The following is a 17,398-nucleotide window of genomic DNA, read 5'->3' as shown; positions in this document are numbered from 1 at the left end:
ATAGAATGAGTATTGAAATTATCCTCGGCGTAGCGATGTTTACCGTCATCGTATTGGCGCTGGTAGCGGTGATCCTTGCGGCCCGCTCGCGCCTGGTAAACACCGGCAACGTCAACATCCTGGTTAACGGTGAGAAGACTCTCACCGTACCGGCTGGCGGCAAGCTGCTGCAAACCCTGGCTGCCAACAACCTGTTCCTGGCCTCCGCCTGTGGCGGCGGCGGCAGCTGTGCGCAGTGTATCTGTAAGGTGAATTCCGGTGGTGGCGATATGCTGCCGACTGAAGCGGCTCACTTTACCCCGCGCGATGCAAAAGAAGGCAAGCGTCTTTCCTGTCAGGTTGCGGTTAAGCAAGACATGGAAATCGAAGTGCCGGAAGAGGTGTTTGGTGTTAAGCAGTGGGAGTGCACTGTGGAATCCAACCCGAACGTAGCCACCTTTATTAAAGAGCTGACCCTGCGTCTGCCCGAAGGTGAAAACGTTGACTTCCGTGCTGGCGGTTACGTACAGCTGGAAGCTCCGGCTCACCATGTTAAGTTCGCTGACTTCGATGTCGAAGAGCAGTACCGTGGCGACTGGGAGCACTTTGGCTTCTTCAAGCTGGAGTCCAAAGTGACCGAGCCTGTGGTTCGCGCTTACTCCATGGCTAACTACCCGGAAGAGAAAGGTGTCGTTAAGTTCAACATCCGTATCGCCACTCCGCCGCCCCGCACTGAGGGCATTCCGCCGGGTCAGATGTCTTCCTACGTTTTCAGCCTGAAGGCAGGTGACAAGATTAAGGTGTACGGTCCCTTCGGTGAGTTCTTCGCCAAGGAAACTGACAACGAGATGGTATTTATCGGCGGTGGTGCCGGTATGGCGCCAATGCGTTCACACATCTTTGATCAGCTCAAGCGCCTGAACTCCACCCGTAAGATCAGCTTCTGGTACGGCGCGCGCTCCCTGCGCGAGATGTTCTACGAAGATGACTACAACGGTCTGGCTTCCGAGTTCGATAACTTCCAGTGGCATGTGGCTCTGTCCGATCCGCAGCCGGAAGACAACTGGACCGGTTACACCGGATTCATCCACAACGTGGTATATGAAAACTACCTGAAGGACCACCCGGCTCCGGAAGATTGTGAGTACTACATGTGTGGGCCGCCCATGATGAACGCGGCAGTCATCAATATGCTCAAGGACTTGGGTGTAGAAGATGAAAATATCCTGCTGGATGACTTCGGCGGATAATTGGAGGGCTTAGCTTGCTAAAAGCAATCACAGGCCCGACAAACTCAAAAACAGGGCCCGTCTTTACGGCCCTGTTTTTGCTTTGGGCGGCTGTAATTTTATCGGCTTGTGCTCCTTCGCCGGAGTCCTGGCAGTTGGCTGGCCGCACCATGGGAACCAGCTATCACATCACCGTCGTTCAGGTGCCCTCTGGGCTGGAGCAGGGTGAGTTGCAGCAGTTGATCGACGATGAGTTGCAGCAGGTCAACCAGGAGATGTCGACCTATATCGACGACTCTGAGTTAATGCGCTTTAACCAAAGCCCGGTAGGGCAGGCGATCCCGGTTAGCCAGCACTTGGCAGATGTACTGGAAATGTCCCTGGATATTTATCGCCGCAGTGAGGGCGCTTTTGAGGTGACGGTTGGCCCACTGGTCAACTTGTGGGGTTTTGGTCCCCAGCCCGAACCGGAGCATATCCCCTCAGATAAAGACATTGCCGATCTGCTAACCGTCGTCGGTTCCGATGCGTTAACCCTGACCCGTAAGCCAGACACTGTTATCAAGAGCCGCCCGGTTGAGGTGGATCTTTCAGCGATTGCCAAGGGCCATGGAGTTGATCGGGTTGCCGAGCTATTGGAAGACCTGGGTATTCGTAACTACTTGGTCGAGATTGGCGGTGAACTGCGAACTAAGGGTGTGAATCCAAAGGGTAAGACCTGGGTAATTGGCATTGAAGTACCCAGCGCAGCAGGGCAGATGGTGCAGGAGCCAATCGCGGTGAGTGGGAAGGCAGTCGCTACGAGTGGAGACTATCGCAACTACTACGAAAGGGATGGTGTTCGTTACTCCCATAGCATTGACCCACGCTCCGGGCGGTCCATCAGGCACAAATTGGCATCGGTAACCGTTATTGCCGACACCTGTGCTGAAGCCGATGGTCTGGCTACCGCGATCAATGTCCTCGGTGCTGATGCCGGCATGGCGTTGGCAGAAAGAGATAATCTAGCCGTCTTTATGGTGGTGAAAACTGATTCAGGTTTCGAAGAGCGTTCTAGCTCTGGCTTTAAACCTTATGTAGAGAGGTCTGAGAAGTGACAATTTTCATATTTGCCTTTGTGGCCATGTTGCTCGTTGTTGCCGGTATGGCGATCGGGGCCATGGTTCAGAACAAACCGTTAAAGGGAACTTGTGGTGGGCTCAATAATATCGGCATGAAGCAGGATTGCACAGTCTGCGGTGGCGATGACGATGAGTGTGAAAAGGAACAGGAGAGGCAAAAACAGCAGCAGATGACTGCCGAAGATCTCGCTTACGACGCATCTAAACGCAAGTAAGCTTTCCTTCTCCAACAAGCCCGTGATCAACGGGCTTGTTGTTTTATGTCATTGGCACAGCTGGTGCCGATAACCGTATATTTAGTATTGAGTAAATGGCGTTAGCGCGCTGTGGACTCCGTTTGGAAAATAGAATTAGAGCATTTAATGGCAGAGCAAAAGTTTGACCTGGTAGTAATTGGTTCTGGCCCGGCTGGAGAGGCCGCCGCAATGAGTGCAGCAAAAAAGGGCATGCGCGTTGCGGTTATTGAAAAGCGCCAAGTGGTTGGTGGTAATTGTACTCACAAAGGTACCATTCCCTCCAAGGCGCTGCGCCACTCTGTCAAACAGTTGATGCGTTATAACACCCAGAGCGTTTTTCGCGCATTGGGTGAACCCCGCCGCCTTACTTTCCCCCAGGTAATGCAGACGGTGAATAAAGTCATTTCCTATCAGGTGGAAATGCACACTTCTTTTTATGCCCGCAACCGGGTTGAGCTGATCGTCGGCGAAGCCAAGTTCCGCGATGAACATACTGTCGAGGTGCTCATGCCCGATGGTGCGGCGGAAACTATTACAGCGAAGAAATTTATTATTGCTACTGGCTCACGCCCTTATCGCCCCGCCGATGTAGACTTTGATCACGAACGGGTCTACGACAGCGATATGATCCTGGACATGCAGCACACCCCTCACTCCATTATGATCTATGGTGCTGGTGTTATCGGCTGTGAATACGCGTCTATTTTTGCTGGCCTCGGCGTTAAGGTGGATTTGATTAATACTCGTAACAGCCTGCTGGAATTTCTCGATGATGAGATTTCTGATGCGCTGAGCTATCACCTGCGCGATATGGGCGTGACTGTTCGCCACCAGGAGGAGTATGCGCGGGTACTGCCCAATGAGCAGGGCGTAATTATGGAGATGCAGTCCGGCAAACGTATTCATGCGGATGCACTGCTCTGGTGTAATGGCCGTACTGGCAACACCAGCTCCCTCGGCCTGGAGAATGTCGGCCTGGAAGCGAACCATCGCGGACAATTGAGCGTTGACGATCACTACTGTACCGAAATTGAAAATATTTTTGCGGTAGGTGATGTGATTGGCTGGCCCAGTCTTGCCAGTGCCTCTTATGACCAGGGGCGTGCGGTTGCGGCAGCGATTGCCGGCCGTGGTCATCGAGTAATTGAAGATGCGCCTACCGGAATTTATACCCTTCCGGAGATCTCTTCTGTGGGTAAAACTGAATCAGAGCTCACCGCAGCCAAAGTACCCTACGAAGTGGGCCGTGCACTGTTCAAGCACACTGCGCGGGCGCAGATTTCCGGTGAGCGCGTGGGTATGCTCAAGATATTGTTCCATATCGAGACTCACGAAATCCTGGGTATCCACTGCTTTGGTGCCGAGGCTGCAGAGATCGTGCATATTGGTCAGGCCATTATGAAGCAACCAGCACCGAATAATTCAATCGATTATTTCGTTAATACCACCTTTAACTACCCCACCATGGCAGAGGCATATCGCAGCGCTGCACTGGATGGCCTAAACCGGGTTGCCCGCCTATGACAGAACCCTCACCCAGTGAGTTTCAGGAATTGGTAAAAGGATTCTTTGAGCAGATCCCTTTTAACCAGCAAATTGGACTTGAGATGCGCGACCTGGACCTGGAGGCGCTCACGCTTTCCGCAGGCTTTGAGCTAAGTCCTCAGTTGATAGGCAATGTATGGAAGAATATTCTGCACGGTGGCGTAATCGCCACCGCCCTGGATACAGTAGGTGGTTTGACCGCAATGGTGGCTGCCTACCAGCATTTGGGGGACGTGCACTGGAAAGAAAAAGTGGATCGCTTGTTAAAGCTGGGTACTGTCGATATGCGTGTTGACTACTTAAAGCCAGGCAGGGGCGAGCACTTTCTCTGCCATGGCTCAATCCTGCGTACCGGTAACAAACTGGTTGTAACAAGAATGGAGTTGAGTAACGACAAGGATGAGTTGATTGCTACCGGTACGGCAACATACCTGTACTGACCTGGGTCGGGCCAGTCATTGGCTCGGCTAACTCCTTAGATTTACCCCTGTGATGTACCTTTCCCTCTGGCTTTTTTAGGGCGTTTATTGTTATGAGTGAAATTGTCTCATTTGCCACTATTTCTCTTTTATTAGTTGTTTCTCCGGGGCCTAATAGTGTTCTCATCCTGAAAACTGTGACTAGTAAAGGGTTGAGGGCGGGGGGTTGAGAATATTCTTGGGTTGGTTTCGGCAACTTTCGTTCATGGTGCAATTTCCATTCTCGGGTTATTCGCGATTATTCTGCAGTCTGCAGAGATTTATGCTCTGATTAAATACCTTGGAGCAGCCTACCTGGTTTACTTGGGGTTAAAAACGATTGTCGCTACATTTTCAGTTAAGGTGCATTCAGTTAAGGTGCACGGGATTAGCCACAGGGAAGTGTCGATTTCCTAAAGTGAAAGGGGGGGCTCTCATCTTAATTTCGGTGAGGGTTTTTTAACCCAGATCCTGAACCCAAAAGTATCAATGTTTTACCTCGCCGCCTTCCCCCAGTTTATCTCTATAGATAGCTCCAGTTACTATCAGGCATTCCTTCTGGTTTCTATTCATGCCTCAATTATCTTCTTGTGGTTCCTGGGAATGACTGCTGTGCTATCAAAGTGGAGGAAAGCTTCAGTTGGTGGTAAGGCACAGCACTGGGTCCAGCGTTTCAGTGGTGGCTTATTGGTAGCTTTTGGTGGTTTAATAATTCGTCAGGATACCTGAGCTTACTTCGTATCACTTTTGGTGTTGCCCAGCGGCTTAATATTGGTGAGCCCTACCTTTTTATTGAGTATGGTTCTTTATTTTTATCTTTATCTTGATAGGCTTGTGGTGTCATTTTAATAGTGGCCTGCCTCTGTTTTTGCATTGCAAGTCTCTTCCAATCTTTTTCTTCTGAACCCAAGGGCGGCTGTTAGTCACTTAATTAATTCTCTCATTACACTCGACAAAAATGTAATGGTCGATGGCAGTTAACTGACTACGCTACAGCAATTATGAGCGTGGTTCACTCTTAATTCAGAATCGGATTTTCATGTAGCTATTTTTGAATTTGAATAACAATATTTTTTATACGGTTGATTTGCCTGATTGTGACATCAATCACTTATCGTGGACTTGCGGTCTGCAAGGATATAGTATGTTTACAATCTAATATTATTAACTGCTTTATAAGGAATGTTCACTTTATGTTTACCTTCAAAATAAAATTACACTTGAAAATAAGGCCGAACATCAGTGTTTGTGGTGAACGGTATTTTTTACTTTTTGCTAGATAGGTGAGTCTGCTAGTTGGTGGTGAGATTTTAGGGGTGGAATTTTTGGCCTTTTGGTTTTAACGCCTAGGGAAATATCTGGACTGTAAATTTTGATTGCACCTAAAAGTAATAAGATGGCGTGTGCTATTTACATGGGTACCAGATAACATATGAATGCCGAATTTACGTTTGTGATGAGAGAATAAGAATATGCCAAGTTTACCAAAGAGAGATGCTAGTGCTTCCAATATGGGAGGCCAGTTGATCTGGAAGTTTAGTCAGGGAGATTATTCAAAAATCACTAAAAAACACCCGCATACAAAAGGCGGGATTTGCGAAGCTTTATCGGTTAGTTGGGTTAGCAAGGCGCTTCAATCAGGGCTTAAAGCTGCTCTTACTACTAATGGAGATATAGATAAAACCAAAATTGCAGTAGTCGCCCAGCGTTTTGCATCTATGTATCGATTTAAATTTGCAAATGGAACTGAGGGCAGACCTAGCACGTCTTACGAGATGATTGAGGAGACTAAGCAATATTTAGAGTCTCAAGGTTTTCGAAATGTTGGTCAAGCGGGTAGTGGTATTGTCCTGAAAAAGCAAAGTCCCTCGTTGGAAGACCAGTTTACGACATCTTTTGGTGTTCTTGAATCCATGGATTGTTTCAAGCAGCAGTCGAATACCCTTAGTTGTATATTAAGGTCTGCAGGTAGCGGGTGGGGGCATGCGATGGCATTTCGTATTGAACCAACTGCAGATAAGGCAAGCTATTTTTTCGATCCCAACAAAGGCGAGTTCAAGTTTCTTAAATATGCGCAGTTTAGAAAGTGGTATGAACACTACCACAGTAATAATAGCAGATACAGGACTTCACGGGCTCTCGGGTTCGATATATTTGTGCACAGTGATCGATAATTTTTTTGCTTTTTATTATGTTATTTGAGTAAATAATCAACTTTAGGGGGAGCTGTCGGTGCAAGGCCTAGTGCTTCCCCTACTGTTCACTTTAATATTAGGATTGGTCTTATTTTATATTTTAACGATAGCTAATTCTTGAAAGCTCTGACGTAAAGTTGATCTCTGAGTTTCTTTTTGATTTCTTAGAGTATCCCATTTCTGTTTCTAATTTGCTTCTTAACTAAGAGACAGACTCGCAGGTAAGTTCGATCCTGCAGGAAGCTTTAGTGCAGGATATGAAATACTTTGTAGGCCCCGGTCTTTTCTGCTTTAAACTGTTCTCTCAGTCGCATGTTGAAGCTGGGATCAATGCATGCTTCGTTATTTTACTCAGGGTAAGTTCCATTAAAACTATTCCAGGTACTTTTCGAGGCTTACTAGTGACCAAATGTGTAGTTTTGGTTTCTCTCTGAAGGCTCTAATATCTATGCTGGTAAGGTCAATTCTCGGATGGAATTTTATTTACTAATGTTGACCGTAGAGTGGTGAGCCAATCATTGGCGGAGCGTTTCACATCTGTAATGGATGGTGTTTGCAGCTTATTGTTATCCTTGAGAAAATTGCAAACACCTTCCTCTACGGCTTGTTGGAACCTCAAACTCAGGAGTAAATGATTCGTCAATGGGTATTTCAATCCAAATGTTAGGGGATCTGCTCGTATCCCGTGATGGCAAGCCTGTCAACCTTCCGCCCTCCAAAAAGACCCGTGCGCTGCTGGCCTTTCTTGTTCTGGCTGCAAGGCCCCATAGACGGGACCGTTTATGTGAAATATTTTGGGAGCTGCCGGATGATCCCAGGGCATCTCTACGGTGGTCACTGTGTAAAATTCGATCTGTTATTAACGAGGTCGAAAAGGATCGTTTGGTTGCTGATAGGGAGCGGGTCAGCCTGAATGTTGGTGATGTTGATATAGATGTTAAGCAGATTGCCTCAAAAGTAGATGCTCAAGGGGTGCTGGCTTCAGAGCTTGAGAACCTATATCGACAGCTGCAAGAACCTTTCCTTGATGGAATTGATCTTCCAGAGCAGGAGGTTTTCCAGCAGTGGTTAAGGTCTGAGCGCCAGGAAGTGTGCCGCTTACAGGGTAGGGTCTTATCTCGCCTGGTATCTCACCCTGGAATACCGATACCTGATCAGCTCACTTGGGCCCGCAAGTGGGAGCAGTTGGAGCCCTATAATCCGCAAGCAGCCAATCAGCTGTTACGGATAATGGACTCTTTGGGTTTGAGCAAGGAAATAGAGGTTGAGCGATGCAGACTTATCAGTCGATTCCGTAAGGCTGGCATTAAGTGGGTGCCATTTAGGGTAGGGGAGAGTTCGTACTCACAAGAGAGTGTGGATGAGCTGGCTATAGGCCGCGCCTTATTAACTCAGCAAAAGATTGAATTTTGTACTGCTGAAGATGGAGTTCGTATTGCATATGCCAAGATTGGAGAGGGGCTTCCGATTGTCAAGGCTGCAAACTGGTTGAGCCATTTGGAACATGATTGGGACTCCCCGATTTGGAGTCCATTATTTCAGGAGCTTTCTTTAGATCACCAGTTTATCCGTTACGATGAGCGTGGGAATGGCCTTTCAGACTGGGAAGTCGAGAACATTTCATTTGAATCATTTGTTACAGATCTCGAGACAGTGGTCGATGCTTGTGAAGTTGATAATTTTACCCTGCTGGGGATATCACAGGGAGCGGCGGTATCTATTGAGTACGCGGTAAGACATCCTGACCGTGTTAGACAGCTGATTTTATTTGGTGGGTATCATGCCGGTTGGCGAATTGGTGCAAGCGAAGCCACCGTAAAAGAGCGTGAAGCGGTAATGACTCTGACAGCGACTGGGTGGGGGCAGGATAATCCCGCCTATCGGCAGATTTTCTCATCGACATTTATGCCCAGTGCTAATGCCGGTGAGTTAGCGTGGTTTAACGAATTTCAGCGGCTTACTACCTCGCCTGAAAATGCTGTTCGCTTTCTCTCAGTTTTTGGCAGTATTGATGTGCGGGAAAGGCTCAAAGAAGTTACTGTACCCACTTTGGTAATCCATTCACTGGGGGATCAGCGTATTCCAGTCCAAACGGGCTGTGAGATTGCTTCGGCAATACCTGGTGCTCGATTTGTTGGCCTTAATAGCGACGGTCATTTACTTCTGGGACGGGAGCCCGCCTCGAAAGTATTTGTAGAGGAAGTTCGTCAATTTATCTCAAAGCATTAACAGTAACTATTAAGCTTATAGGGATTCTCTATTAGGGTGGCGCTGAGCGCATCCACCCGGATAGAAAACCGCTAATAGAGTGCTTAGCAAGCTGGCTAGAGATAAACAGCCAGCTCTTTAGCGGAAAGATAGCGAATAGACGCTTCTGGGAATTTTCGTATGATATCGAGAGCTGCGGAGCGGGCAGCGGCCTCATCTGAATATATATTAGGCAGCTTAACGTTGGAGGTCGTTCTACCGGATATATAGCGCATTACTACGATATACCGCCCTTTCCACTTGCCCCAAAAAACATCATTGGGTGCACTGTCTGTTGAGGCTTTCTGAGGGGTTGTTTCTTTCTCTTCCTGGGGCTTAAGCTCCAACTCTGCTTCTTGCTCCCACATAAGTTCGGCAAGCCGATTTAATTCTTTAGAGTAACTAGTTGACATAAATCTCAATGACTTAAGAGTTTATTGATTTAAAGTGTTCTACTGATTGCCTGCGATGACAAATTAAAAAGATAACAGAAAAGATCTTAATAAATACTAGCTTATAAATGGAGTATGGAAGTTTAGTGTCGATTTGAACTTATCTACTAGCATAGGTTTTATATGAATTTACTCTCATTTTATCAGTAAATATTCCACCTGGTTCCAAAGCACTTAAATAGTGCAAGCCCTGTCATCATGGAGCCAAAGGATATCTTGCCGAGTATCTTCTCATATTTTATAAGAAAATCATACCTAGTACAAAGTAAATGTTTTGCAAGCTCAATGGCCGTGAACTGCTAAGCCCCTTATCAGACGTATCTTTGTGATCTGGCAATACTTATTGAAAGATCTAACTAAACGGAGACGTTTAATCAGGTGATTTGTTTGGTATTTTTCCGTTTTATCCGGAATAGTAGAGGAGAAGCTTTACTCTAACTGGCGTCACAAATGTTTCGAGCCTTCCATGATCTGGCCGCTATTGATAGTTTTCAAGCTTTACATCAAAGGATTTTCATCTGGTGACAGTTGTAAAGAAAGATGTGGCCGCTTAAGTATTGCAATACTCGGATGTCAACGGATTCCCTTTTGCAGTGTAAGTAAGTGTAAAGGGTGCTCCCACCTTCCTATTCACCCTGGAGGCTGAAAATCTCTTAGCGCCTCAACAAGACCCCTCGGTGGCATGGGTTTGTAGAGTGCACTGCAAGCGGGCTATTCACAGATACTATTACACCCAAAGACACTGGTAAATTAACGTCACCCTTTACAAAGAAAATTGTAATCTAGCTCCATAAAATTTCCATAAAAGTCCCGCCGTATCTGCTTTTCAAATGATGTTTCTAACGGTCAATTAAACGGTTGTGGATTTAAATACCGATAGCAGGAAGCGGTTTCGCCTCTCCCCTTGTTCGTTGTGTCTAAAGAGACACCTAGTAACTGGCTGTGTACTGCCGGACTCCAGGAAATTAGGGGAAGCAGAGATTCCAAAGTCTTGGCTCTTGGCTCTTGGCTCTTGGCTTCTGGCACGTCAAGTGGAAGCCAAAAGGATTATTGATGTAAATTTGAGCGGTGAATTCGATGATTGCCCCACAAAAGGAATTGAACAGTCCCCTAAGACAGAAAGCTTCATTTGAGTGTAAGTACTCAGGTGATTTGTTTAAGTTTCAAAAGATACTTGTTTCACCAGGTGATAATGTTTCACTTGGTTTCTCGTTTGGATTTAACCTTTTAATGGCGATTGATGGCGCTACTGATATCACTTGTGGTGTCCGTCAATTCCGTATGGAACCTGGGCAGGTTTGGCTATCGGGTGCGCTTGATCGTTATGTCGCTACTAACCCGTCCGAGGGAGAGGGGCTCTTGTTGATCTGTGCCAGCATAAGTTCCGCAATGCTGACTCAATTTTATGAGAGGCATACCCGAGTGTTGATAAAAGCAAAGAACGGGCATGCAGTATTACCTGATGTGACAATGGTCCCTAAGGGGGACCCTTTTATTTTTCCTGAGTGCAACCTGACACGACTTACCCTGGATACACTCAATGTGTTTAGCAATTTGCACGATGAGACTTTAAATTATTTAAAGCTTGAAGAGTTGCTGCTTATAAAGCTAAAAGGTACTTGTGGATGCCGCTTGGCCGACGAACTGCTCCAACAGGTTAACCCTGCCAATGAGCGTTTTCGCCGGTTTATGGAATCAAACGTGACTCAGCACTGGTCTGTGGCGAATTATGCTAAGCAAATAGGAATGAGTCTTACATCCTTTAAGAATATGTTTCGCCAGGTATTTAAAGCGGAGTCACCAAAATCCTGGATTAATGAGCGGAGACTACAGTATGCCGATGTTCAATTGAGAACCACGAATAAGCGATTGGTTGATATCGCCTTGGATAGTGGCTTTTCAAGTCAATCTTATTTTACCCAGCTCTATAAGTCGATGTATGGACACCCGCCCTCAGAAGTAAGGCAAAAATCCAGGCGGTGTGCTTGACATCGGTGCTTGTGACTCGTTGTGCCCCCGAACGTCTGGCCAGTTTCCTTTGGGCTGTTATAGTATTTGGCCTTCTATCAATAATTACATAAATGGCCTGAGGCAATGGAAGTTAGAGAATTAGAAAGTTTGGATCTGGTGGGTTTTTATACCCGTACTAAGAATGCTGATGAGGCCGATCCCCAAAAGGCGAAAATAGCGCCAATATGGAATAAGTTTGGTGCAGAGGCTGCCCCGAAATTGAGGGGCAATCCAAAGGTATTTGGTGTTTACTCCAACTATGAATCGGATCACACAGGCTTATTTGATGTTTATGCTTGTTCAGATATGCTGTCGATGGATATGTCTGAAGAGTTCAAAGAGATACAAATACAACCTGGCAAATACTTAATATTTTCAGCGAAGGGAGATATGCCCCAGGTCGTAATTGATCTGTGGAGCGAGGTCTGGGGATACTTTACTGCGGAAGATTGCCCCCATAAGCGCGCTTTCACAACGGACTTTGAGCAGTATGTCGACGGTAATGAGGTCCAAATTGCCATCGGCATCAAGTAAAAGCTACAGCTGCACCAGTGAGTTCTTTGGCTTCAGGGCGAATACCAGATGGGTGAGCTGAAAGCCCGCCCCTGTTGGATCAGGGGGACTTCTTCATCCATTTCAATGCCGAAACGCACCTTGTCATATAGAGTCCAACGCGGAGTGGGTATCTCCAGGGCGCGCAGGTAGTAGACCGCCCTCTCCTTGGAGTTAAAGCTGGGGTCTTTAAATACCCGGATGAGTTGAGGGGAGCCTATGGTGTTGGTGTATTCGGCAGTCTCCAGATTAACCGTGTTTCCTACCGGCAGTAGTTTCCCCTCGGGATCCATCTTACGATTTCCAGACCACTTCACATTAAAGATCTTTTCTTGGGTGAGCCCGCTGCTATCCAACCAGCCTTTGATAATTTGAATGTGGTCCAGGTTGGCGCCCCCTGGATCTTTCAGTGCAGCGATAAGGAAAGTTGGGGTTTGCCCTTTATTGGCTTGAGGTAGTTTTCCCCCATTGGCACTAGCCATTGGCCACCAGGTCACCACGAATATCCCGGTCGCTAAAGTCGTAACCACCAAAAAAGCGAACGGATATTCTTGGCCCAGTGGTGGTGAAAGTCCCCTTGCGGTACATCGCATCCCATATTGACTCTCGGGTGTTCTCGTTGGCCCAGACGCCCGTAATGCCCGATGCTGTTTGTTCCCAGCCGAAGTACTCTCCGCCAACACCTTTTCGCAGGGGGAAAGCCCAGCGCTCCTTGTTGCTCGGCTCCAGAGTTTTGAACTTGCCAAAGATGTTTTCCTGGATGGGAGTGGACAGGCCTGTATGGGTATCGGTGGCGGCGTTGGCACCCAGCACGAACGGGTTGGTTCCCAGCTGCTCTTCCAGACGCAGTCCGGACTTGAGCGCCTCCCTCCAGTATTCGTACTGCAGGGCACCGGGGGGCTTGGGCTTTAGGATCAGGTTACCTCTATCCCAGAGGTCCCAATTAGCGAATTCATCCTCTGGTGAGAGGGCCGGGTGTGACTCGCTTTGCCCCTTCACCTGCACCAGCTCATAAAGAGGTTCATAGCGGGCGCGCATTTGTGCCCACTCCGGAGTGAGTCCGGAGTCATCAAGCTGCCGCTCGATAAACATACGGCCATTGGACATATTACCGTTATGGGGATAGCGAGTACCCGGCCGCCGGTTTTGTCTTCGTAGTCTTTCATCCATTCCCAGAGTTTTACTGGGTTTTCGGTATCAAAGGTGGTCAGGGGGAGCAGGGACTTTGTGCGATCTGCACTATCACGGAAAATAATATTGCGGTGCAGGTTGTCGCCACCGTTGGCGTTTACCGTCCACTCAAAGGCGATAAAGGTAGAAAATTCTCCGGGCTTGTAATATTTCTCTGCGGTTTCAACAGTTTTTTCCCAGGCAGATTTCATCCATTTGGGATCCATAACCTGTTCGGGCAGTTTGCCTTCTGATTGAAGCACGATGACTTCACTTTTGGCTTCATTGGTCGCCTCTTCGCTGCCTGAAATTAATGCCTCGTGCCATTTTTTCAGGGTGGCGTTGGACATCATTTCCGGGTTGCCATCGACGATCTCGCTGATAACTCCCATACCGTCTGAATGATCGGTGATCATGAACCAGTCATAAGGGCGGCTGAGCTTGGCTTTCAGTCCGCTGTTGGAGGTAACAGTTTCTCCCAGGGCAAATCGATAGGCGTCATCGGGAGTGAGAATTGCGCCATCCAGTCCCGCATCCACCGACCAGCCAGTATGGACATGTGTATCGCCAAAATAGACATTGCGAGCGATGCGCTTATCGCTGTCCCGTTGGGCGTCCATCTCCGCTTTTATCTCAAGTGCCATAGCGGTTAGTGGCTTCCGTTTACCCTCACTTGCAGTCTCTATCTCTGCGACTTTTGAGTTTGTATTTTTGTCGGTGTCGTGATTTTTATCGCAGCTGCAAAGGCTGAGTGCAGGAATAAAGAGGAGTGAGGTTAGTCCAGCTTTACTCATATGCATCAATGGCAACTCCATTTTCCTGAATGCGGCAGGTAGCTTTTCAACTTAAAAGAATTCATTGCGAGGGAGAGCTAAATTACAGCTAGCATAGTTGAGCGCCCTGTTTTAATCGTGAATTGGGCCACGCAGGGGCACTTGTTATCTATCTGCACAATAGATAGTCTTCCGGCCCTAGTTGAGTTAGCACATTTATGCAGCTTCAAGAACAAGGTTGGCTAATTCAGTCATATCTAAATATGGCTACGCAATAATCATCGCTTCGAGCGATAGGCAAAACAGGCATATGAGTAACAACGAAAAACGTCCACTTTACATCCCCCATGCAGGTCCCTCCCTTTTGGAAATACCGCTGCTCAATAAAGGCAGTGCGTTTAGCTTGGAAGAGCGTCTCGAATTTAATCTGGTCGGTCTTCTGCCGAATACCGTTGAGACGATTGAGGAGCAGGCCAAGCGCGCTTACCTCCAATACCAGCAATGTAAGACTGGTCTGGAAAAACATATTTACCTAAGGGGAATCCAGGACGACAACGAGACGTTGTTCTTTTACCTGATCGAGCACCATACTGAAGAGATGCTGCCGATTATCTACACCCCCACTGTAGGTGCAGCCTGCGAAGAGTTCTCCAGTATTTATCGCAACCACCGGGGATTATTTGTCTCCTATCCTGACCGGGAATATATCGACGATATTCTGCGTAGCGCCACTAAAGAGAACGTCAAGGTAATTGTGGTGACCGATGGCGAGCGGATTCTCGGGTTGGGTGACCAGGGTATCGGCGGCATGGGTATCCCCATTGGCAAGCTCTCCCTTTATACCGCTTGTGGAGGCATCAGCCCGGCTTATACCTTGCCTGTGACCCTGGATGTAGGCACCAATAACCGCACTTTGCTGAATGATCCCATGTATATGGGGTGGCGCCATGAGCGAATTTCCCAGGAAGAGTACGATGAATTCCTGGAGCAATTTATTGAAGCGGTAAAACGTCGCTGGCCTAAGGTATTGGTTCAGTTTGAGGACTTTGCCCAAACCAATGCCACGCCGTTGTTAGAGCGCTATCGCGATCGTCTGTGCTGTTTTAATGATGATATTCAGGGCACGGCTTCTGTAGCACTGGGTACTATCCTGGCCGCCTGTAAGACCTGGCAGGAAACCCTTACCGCGCAGAAGGTGACGATAGTGGGTGCCGGCTCAGCGGGGTGTGGTATTGCTGAGCAAATCGTCAGTGCAAAAGTGCAGGCTGGCCTTTCCGATGCAGAGGCTCGTGAACAGATCTTTATGTTCGATCGCTATGGGCTTGTGACTTCTGATATGAAAGGTCTGCATGACTTCCAGGCGGCCCTGGCTCAGGACCCGAGCAAGTACGATGGGGTGTCCAGCTGGAATCTTGAAACATTGATCGGCAATGTTGAGCCCAGCATCCTGATTGGTGTTTCGGGGCAGGGCGGTTTGTTTACCCAGCCAGTAATCGAAGCATTGCACAAGGGGCACCGTCGTCCTTTGGTAATGCCACTGTCAAACCCCACTTCCCGGGCTGAAGCGACCCCAACTGAGATATTCAGCTGGACCAAGGGTGAGGCCTTGGTGGCTACCGGCAGCCCCTTTGCAGCGGTAGAGATCGATGGCCATCACTATGCCGTAGCGCAATGTAACAATGTCTATATATTCCCGGGCATTGGTCTCGGCGTGATTGCTTCTGGTGCATCCAAAGTAACTGACAGTATGTTGATGGCAGCATCCAACGCCCTGGCAGAGCAGGCGCCGGTGGTGAAGGAAGGAGAGGGGGCTTTATTGCCACACCTGAATGATATTCGTGAAGTGAGTATGCATATTGCCAGGGCGGTGGCTGCCCAAGCGCAATTGGATGGCGTTGCTCCCAAGGTAAGCCGTGAGCATTTAGAGCGCTCTCTTGAGCGCAACTTCTGGCGTGCGGATTACCGCTCTTACCGTCGTCGCTCTTTCTAAATGAGAGTACTGGGCCCGGTGCGGCTATCGCTTCGGGCCTGTATTTAAGCCAGCTTTTCCCCTGTATAGAAAGAGTCCGGTTGGCGCAACACCAGGTAATCCTCCCAATGGAATCCCTGATTCAAAAACTCAATAGCTGCATTGACGCCGGATAAGAACAGGTGTTCGCAGTGGTGGTTCGGCATGGAGAAATCCAGCCAGTGCGGGTTTTCTCCGGTATCGGTGGGGTTGATGGGGATTTCTTTTACCAGCGCATGATATTCAGCATTCAAGCTCGCGCGCACATGGTTGTCGAGCATATTGCGACAAGTGCTGATCAGCCCCATTGCAAACCTTCCTATCTTATCTGATTTTGGCTGGTACAGATCCACTTCCAACTTGATACCAAAGGTGGGCAATTTGGGAGTACCTATAGGTTTATGGAAGATATCGAAGGGGAAGTTGGAGACAAGGCCGCCGTCGACGAATTCAATATCTTTGGGAAAGCCAGCGCGAAAAAATCGCTTGGGATCGCCAATGCCTTTAATGCTGCGCCAATTCTCGGCGACAGTATTGCATTCATTTAACTGGGGGATGCCCTTTACGGTGTAGGGCTTAAAGAAGCCGGGTACTGACATGGAGGCACGCACAAACTCCGCAGGGTTTACTGCGTTCGGATTGTCGAAGTAGAGCGGTGCCTTAGCTGGAAACACCGCGCGGGTCTCGGTTGTGATATCGGCTGCTACCAGGGCAACTTCGCCGCTGCCTATCAGGTGGTCCGGTGTGCCACGGTACAGAAGCTGTGGGAACTGGTTAATTCTCTGATTGAGCTGTGCGGTGTTGGTGATGCCCAGTTGTTTCAATTCTGTTTGTAGCCACTGGGTAAAGGTATCTCCCGGGTTTAGCCCCTTATGTCTGAGCAGGTGCCGCAAGGTGCGAATAGAATCGAAGGGGTGCAGCGCCAAACTGCTTATTAATCCTTTTCCCTTGAGTAGGCGCTGTACCGTTTTTCGGGCATAGCGCTCGCCATCTTCAAAACTGGCAAAGTCCGCATTGGCCAGGATACTCAGGAGTTTTTCGCTCTTGCCGGTGCTCGGCGTACCGGCCGCTGCTAAGAAGAGCGCATTGATGGCGCCTGCTGAGGTTCCCGCAATTTTGCGAAACCGAATTCCCGCCTTTTCGAGAATATAGGTATATCCCACCAGGGCGATACCCAGCATGCCGCCACCTTCCATCACGATATCGACATACTGAAGACCCTGGCTGTCCTGTACATCACTGAATACTTTTCCTTCAATGGTGGGCTTGGATGCCTGCCAGTGTGCATCCGCTTTTGCGATGGCGTTTTCAACCCATGGCGATTTTTGCATGTCGGCTTTCCGTAGTGTGACAGCGATCTACTTTAGATAACTTATGTGCAGGTTGGTGAAAAAGCCAGAGTATCACCCAGGATCAAATTCGC

General features: G+C 48.3%; 13 protein-coding genes and 2 pseudogenes. 11 read left to right on the top strand and 4 right to left on the bottom strand.

The features are described 5' to 3' along the window. The first annotated feature begins 5 nt into the window (after positions 1-5). From nqrF to BTJ40_RS13835, 8 genes and pseudogenes are all read left to right on the top strand, one after another. Positions 6-1,229, top strand: coding sequence for an NADH:ubiquinone reductase (Na(+)-transporting) subunit F (gene nqrF, locus BTJ40_RS13870; RefSeq protein ID WP_108733652.1), 1,224 nt, complete (start codon positions 6-8; stop codon positions 1,227-1,229). Positions 1,230-1,243: 14 nt separating this feature from the next. Next, positions 1,244-2,305, top strand: coding sequence for an FAD:protein FMN transferase (locus BTJ40_RS13865; RefSeq protein WP_108733651.1), 1,062 nt, complete (start codon positions 1,244-1,246; stop codon positions 2,303-2,305). Further along, positions 2,302-2,544: a (Na+)-NQR maturation NqrM gene (gene nqrM, locus BTJ40_RS13860; protein ID WP_108733650.1), complete on the top strand. Its 243-nt coding sequence runs from the start codon at positions 2,302-2,304 to the stop codon at positions 2,542-2,544. The genes BTJ40_RS13865 and nqrM overlap by 4 nt, the downstream gene beginning before the upstream one ends. 147 nt (positions 2,545-2,691) lie before the next feature. After that, positions 2,692-4,089, top strand: a complete 1,398-nt coding sequence (sthA, locus tag BTJ40_RS13855) for a Si-specific NAD(P)(+) transhydrogenase (RefSeq protein WP_108733649.1) — start codon at positions 2,692-2,694, stop codon at positions 4,087-4,089. Further along, positions 4,086-4,550 (top strand): thioesterase family protein, encoded by a 465-nt coding sequence (locus BTJ40_RS13850; protein ID WP_108733648.1) that lies wholly within the window; start codon positions 4,086-4,088, stop codon positions 4,548-4,550. The genes sthA and BTJ40_RS13850 overlap by 4 nt, the downstream gene beginning before the upstream one ends. Positions 4,551-4,772: 222 nt before the next feature. Next, positions 4,773-5,297, top strand: a pseudogene (locus tag BTJ40_RS22820) (LysE family translocator). 743 nt (positions 5,298-6,040) lie between these two features. Beyond that, a complete protein-coding gene (locus BTJ40_RS13840) occupies positions 6,041-6,742 on the top strand; it encodes a YopT-type cysteine protease domain-containing protein (RefSeq protein ID WP_108733647.1) in 702 nt (233 codons plus the stop codon). A 663-nt stretch (positions 6,743-7,405) separates the two neighbouring features. Beyond that, positions 7,406-8,992 carry an alpha/beta fold hydrolase gene (locus BTJ40_RS13835; RefSeq protein ID WP_238152007.1) on the top strand — a complete coding sequence of 529 codons (1,587 nt, stop codon included), beginning with the start codon at positions 7,406-7,408 and terminating at the stop codon, positions 8,990-8,992. A gap of 95 nt (positions 8,993-9,087) precedes the next feature. Here the strand turns inward: BTJ40_RS13835 and BTJ40_RS13830 are convergent, their stop codons facing one another. After that, on the bottom strand, positions 9,088-9,423 hold the full coding sequence (locus tag BTJ40_RS13830; protein WP_108733646.1) for a hypothetical protein: 336 nt from the start codon (positions 9,421-9,423) through the stop codon (positions 9,088-9,090). A gap of 1,116 nt (positions 9,424-10,539) precedes the next feature. Between BTJ40_RS13830 and BTJ40_RS13825 the strand changes: the two genes are divergently transcribed. Continuing rightward, the gene (locus tag BTJ40_RS13825; protein WP_108733645.1) at positions 10,540-11,451 is read left to right on the top strand and encodes a helix-turn-helix transcriptional regulator; all 912 of its coding nucleotides are present in this window, start codon (positions 10,540-10,542) and stop codon (positions 11,449-11,451) included. A gap of 105 nt (positions 11,452-11,556) precedes the next feature. Continuing rightward, positions 11,557-12,006, top strand: a complete 450-nt coding sequence (locus BTJ40_RS13820; RefSeq protein WP_108733644.1) for a GyrI-like domain-containing protein — start codon at positions 11,557-11,559, stop codon at positions 12,004-12,006. Positions 12,007-12,038: 32 nt separating this feature from the next. Here BTJ40_RS13820 and BTJ40_RS22935 read toward each other — a convergent pair whose 3' ends face one another. Together BTJ40_RS22935 and BTJ40_RS13815 are read right to left on the bottom strand one after the other, a co-directional pair. Then, a complete protein-coding gene (locus BTJ40_RS22935; RefSeq protein WP_255422604.1) occupies positions 12,039-12,521 on the bottom strand; it encodes a DUF3604 domain-containing protein in 483 nt (160 codons plus the stop codon). After that, positions 12,499-13,814: pseudogene (locus BTJ40_RS13815) on the bottom strand (DUF3604 domain-containing protein). Before BTJ40_RS13815 ends, BTJ40_RS22935 begins: the two are co-directional and overlap by 23 nt. 463 nt (positions 13,815-14,277) lie before the next feature. On the opposite strand from BTJ40_RS13815, the gene BTJ40_RS13810 reads away from it, so the two are divergent. Continuing rightward, positions 14,278-15,957 (top strand): NAD-dependent malic enzyme, encoded by a 1,680-nt coding sequence (locus BTJ40_RS13810; RefSeq protein WP_108733643.1) that lies wholly within the window; start codon positions 14,278-14,280, stop codon positions 15,955-15,957. A 44-nt stretch (positions 15,958-16,001) separates the two neighbouring features. On the opposite strand, the gene BTJ40_RS13805 is transcribed toward BTJ40_RS13810, so the two are convergent. After that, positions 16,002-17,306: a patatin-like phospholipase family protein gene (locus tag BTJ40_RS13805; protein WP_108733642.1), complete on the bottom strand. Its 1,305-nt coding sequence runs from the start codon at positions 17,304-17,306 to the stop codon at positions 16,002-16,004. Positions 17,307-17,398 lie beyond the last annotated feature (92 nt).

This window comes from Microbulbifer sp. A4B17, assembly GCF_003076275.1.
GTDB lineage: Bacteria > Pseudomonadota > Gammaproteobacteria > Pseudomonadales > Cellvibrionaceae > Microbulbifer.
Note: the sequence above shows the minus strand (reverse complement) of the source record. Positions and strands in the feature narration are given on the sequence as shown.